The 3,671-nt window shown below is 60.2% G+C and carries 3 protein-coding genes; 2 read left to right on the forward strand and 1 reads right to left on the reverse strand.

Features of this window, described 5'->3' with window-relative positions; genetic code table 11:
- Positions 1 to 168 precede the first annotated feature (168 nt).
- Entirely contained in the window at positions 169 to 1,812 is a 1,644-nt protein-coding gene (pgm, locus tag APH41_RS25360) for a phosphoglucomutase (alpha-D-glucose-1,6-bisphosphate-dependent) (RefSeq protein WP_054922183.1), read from the forward strand.
- 114 nt (positions 1,813 to 1,926) lie between these two features.
- On the opposite strand, the gene APH41_RS25365 is transcribed toward pgm, so the two are convergent.
- Positions 1,927 to 2,622 (reverse strand): pirin family protein, encoded by a 696-nt coding sequence (locus APH41_RS25365; RefSeq protein WP_054922186.1) that lies wholly within the window; start codon positions 2,620 to 2,622, stop codon positions 1,927 to 1,929.
- Positions 2,623 to 2,839: 217 nt separating this feature from the next.
- Between APH41_RS25365 and APH41_RS25370 the strand changes: the two genes are divergently transcribed.
- Positions 2,840 to 3,671, forward strand: an 832-nt coding sequence (locus APH41_RS25370) for a UvrD-helicase domain-containing protein (RefSeq protein WP_156359095.1), incomplete at its 3' end; no start/stop codon positions are given.

Genomic DNA, 3,671 nt, shown 5'->3' on the forward strand with positions numbered 1-3,671 from the left:
ACAACTATCCAATGTGTGAGCCGGCTTGCCTGCGATAGCGGCCTGACAGCCGATCAGGATGTAGCGTATGAAATTTCTCTTCAGACCGTCGGATCGATACCGTCGCGCAGTAGTCCAAGTCCCAGTAAACTGTCATTTTTTCCGAATCCTTCTTTGCGAGGTTTATGCATGACTATCAGTCCTTTTGCGGGCAAGCCGGCACCAGCCCAGTTGCTGGTGGATATCCCGCGACTGGTCACGGCCTATTACACCGGCCAGCCTGATGCAGCGATCTCCACTCAGCGCGTGGCTTTTGGTACCTCCGGGCACCGTGGCAGTTCGTTCGAACTGAGTTTCAACGAGTGGCATGTGCTGGCTATCAGCCAGGCCATTTGCCTGTACCGCGAAGCTCAGGGCATTACCGGCCCTTTGTTTGTCGGCCTGGATACCCATGCATTGTCGACGCCAGCCGGTGCCAGCGCCTTGGAAGTACTGGCGGCCAACGGCGTGCACGTCATGCTGGCCGAGGGCGACGAGTACACGCCGACGCCGGCGATTTCCCACGCCATCATCTGCTATAACCGGGGCCGTACCAGCGGCCTGGCGGACGGCATTGTGATTACACCGTCTCACAACCCGCCGCAAAGTGGCGGCTACAAGTACAACCCGCCTAACGGTGGCCCAGCCGATACTCACGTCACCAAGTGGATCGAAGCCAAGGCCAACGAACTGCTCGCCAACAAGCTGGCCGGGGTCAAGCGCATCACTCACGGCCAGGCGCTCAAGGCCGACACCACCCATCGCCATGACTACCTCAACAGCTATGTGGCCGACCTGATCAATGTGATCGACATGGACGCGATCCGCAGCGCCGACCTGCGCTTGGGCGTGGATCCGCTGGGCGGAGCAGGGGTGCGCTACTGGTCGGCGATTGCCGAGCACTACCGTTTGAACCTGGAGGTGGTGAATACCGAGGTCGACGCCACCTTTCGCTTCATGAGCGTCGACTGGGACGGCCAGATTCGCATGGACCCGTCCTCCAGCTATGCCATGCAAAGCCTGATCGGTCTCAAGGAGCGTTTCGACGTTGCCTTCGCCTGCGACCCGGACCACGACCGCCACGGCATCGTCACGCCTTCCGGTGGTTTGCTGGCGCCCAACAACTACCTGGCGGTGTCCATCGACTATCTGTTCCAGAACCGCCCGGACTGGCGTGCCGATGCGGCCGTGGGCAAGACCGTGGTCAGCAGCGGCCTGATCGACCGCGTCGCGGCGCGCATCGGCCGTCGCCTGTACGAAGTGCCGGTGGGCTTCAAATGGTTTGCCGATGGCTTGTTTGAAGGTTCGTTGGGGTTTGGCGGCGAAGAAAGCGCCGGTGCCTCGTTCCTGCGCAAGGACGGCAGTGTGTGGAGTACCGACAAGGACGGCCTGATTCCGGCCTTGCTGGCCGCGGAAATGACCTCGCGCAAAGGCCAGGACCCAAGCCAGATCTACCGTGGCTTGACCGATGCCCTGGGTGAGCCGTTCGCCATTCGCGTCGATGCCAAGGCCACTCCCGCGCAAAAAGCCCTGTTGGGCAAACTATCACCGGAGCAGGTGACGTCCACGCAATTGGCCGGGGAGAGCATTCAACAGATCCTCAGCCATGCGCCGGGCAACAACCAGGCAATTGGCGGTTTGAAAGTCATGACCGAAAACGGCTGGTTTGCCGCACGGCCTTCGGGCACTGAGGACATCTACAAGATCTACGCCGAGAGCTTTATCGGCGAAGAACACCTCAAGCAACTGGTGGAAGAAGCGCAGGTGTTGGTAGACGGCGCAATCAGCCAATAACTGACACTGTATGTAGGAGCGAGCTTGCTCGCGAAAAACGTCAACGATAACGCGTGCTTCCTGAGTGAACGCGGTGCCGGTGAGTTCTTCGCGAGCAAGCTCGCTCCTACATGATCAGGCCAGGTCCACCAGCACGATTTCGCTGTCCTCGATTGCGGTCACCCGCAACACTTGTTCATCCTCAACCGCCACGCCGTCCCGCGCCTGTGCCCGCACACCATTGACGTCAATCACGCCCGTGGCTGGCACCAAGTAGGCACGGCGACCGCTGTCCAACCGGTACTCCGCGCTTTCCCCGGCCTTCAGGTTCGCGGCCACCAAGCGTGCATCGGCACGAATCCGCAAGCTTTCACTGTCGCCAGCCTTGCCGCTGGCCAGCGTCACAAAGCCCTCGCGGTTGCCTTGCGGAAACGGTTTGGCGCCCCAGGACGGTGGCAAGCCGGCTTCATTGGGAATGATCCAGATCTGAAAGATCTTGGTTGGCGTGGCCTCCAGGTTGTATTCGCTGTGGGCAATGCCGGTTCCCGCGCTCATTACCTGCACATCGCCGGCTTCGGTGCGGCCTTTATTGCCCAAGTTGTCGGCATGGCTGATCGCCCCTTCGCGCACGTAGGTGATGATTTCCATGTCGCGGTGTGAGTGCTGGGGAAAGCCGCTGCCGGGGGCGATGATGTCGTCGTTCCACACCCGCAGGTTGCCCCAGTGCATGCGCTGGGGGTCGTGGTATTCGGCAAAGGAAAAGTGGTGATGAGCGTCAAGCCAGCCATGGTGGGCGCCGCCCAGGCTGGTGAAAGGTCGAAGTTCAAGCATGATCGTCTCCTGTTGATGAGCCCATCATCCCGCAGCGCATGATCGATAAAAAGCGTAAAAAATGCCGGTTTATGATCCGTTTTTTCGATGATTATTCCCGGTGTTCACTTTCACTTCATCGCCTAACTGCATGACAGCAAAGCAATTGGCTGGAACTGAGCGGCGTTTCCGGCGACCATGGCGCCTTGGTCAAAACAAGCTCACCGCAGGAGTCCGCGTGTCGCAACAACAGCCTGATCTGCCCCCCGAACTGCGCCCCTTGGCTGAAATGCCGCTGCTGAAACGGCTGGCTGCGCGCCTGTTCGGCCATGGCCTCACCCGTTTGCGCGCGCAGCACAGGTTTTCCTGGTTACATGGCCAGGCCGACGGTTTTCGCAGTGGGCATGAGGCGGGCGTTGAATACGGTTACCGCGAGGGTAAAGCTGATGGCATCGAGGAAGGCCGGCAAGTCCTGCTGATTCGTGACTTTCGCCCTGATGAGCACAGCGCACCAAGCATAGATGACAGCCTGTTCGACGACTGGCGATTGCCGCTCACCGCGGAGGTGAAGAAGCGCATGAAGGCCGATGTCGCGCGCCTGCTGCCAGCCCATGCGCAGCCAAGCGCGGCGCAATGGAAGATGATTTTCAGCGACACCCCCTCGACCTCGGTGATTGCGGGTGCTGGCGCCGGCAAGTCGACGTCCTTGGTGCTGCGCATCCTGCTGCTCAGCCATTACCTGGGCTTTGAACTGAGTTCGATGACGGTGGTGACGTTCACCCGCGAGTCGCGCAAGGACTTCATCAACAAACTCATGGAAATTCTCAGCCTGTGGGGCCAACCCCTTGGCAGCAAGGAAGCCCAGGCGGTGGTGCGCACCTTTCACTCGCGCATCCTGCCCATGGTGCGCAGCCTGCCGGGCTTTGAACGGCTGCAGGCTTTTGAGAACCTCAGCGATGGTTTTGAAGACGCCGACAGCAACGCCTTCGACCTGCGTATCAGTGACGCCCAGCGGCAGCAGATGAACGCTTGTTATCACCGCTTGTATGGTCGCCATCAGCGTTTTCGCG

Source organism: Pseudomonas sp. NBRC 111138, from assembly GCF_001320835.1.
GTDB classification, from domain to species: domain Bacteria; phylum Pseudomonadota; class Gammaproteobacteria; order Pseudomonadales; family Pseudomonadaceae; genus Aquipseudomonas; species Aquipseudomonas paracarnis.

Coding starts and splice junctions, on each gene's coding strand:
- pgm (WP_054922183.1), top strand. CDS start 169: ATGACTATCAGTCCTTTTGCGGGCAAGCCGGCACCAGCCCAGTTGCTG.
- APH41_RS25365 (WP_054922186.1), bottom strand. CDS start 2,622: ATGCTTGAACTTCGACCTTTCACCAGCCTGGGCGGCGCCCACCATGGC.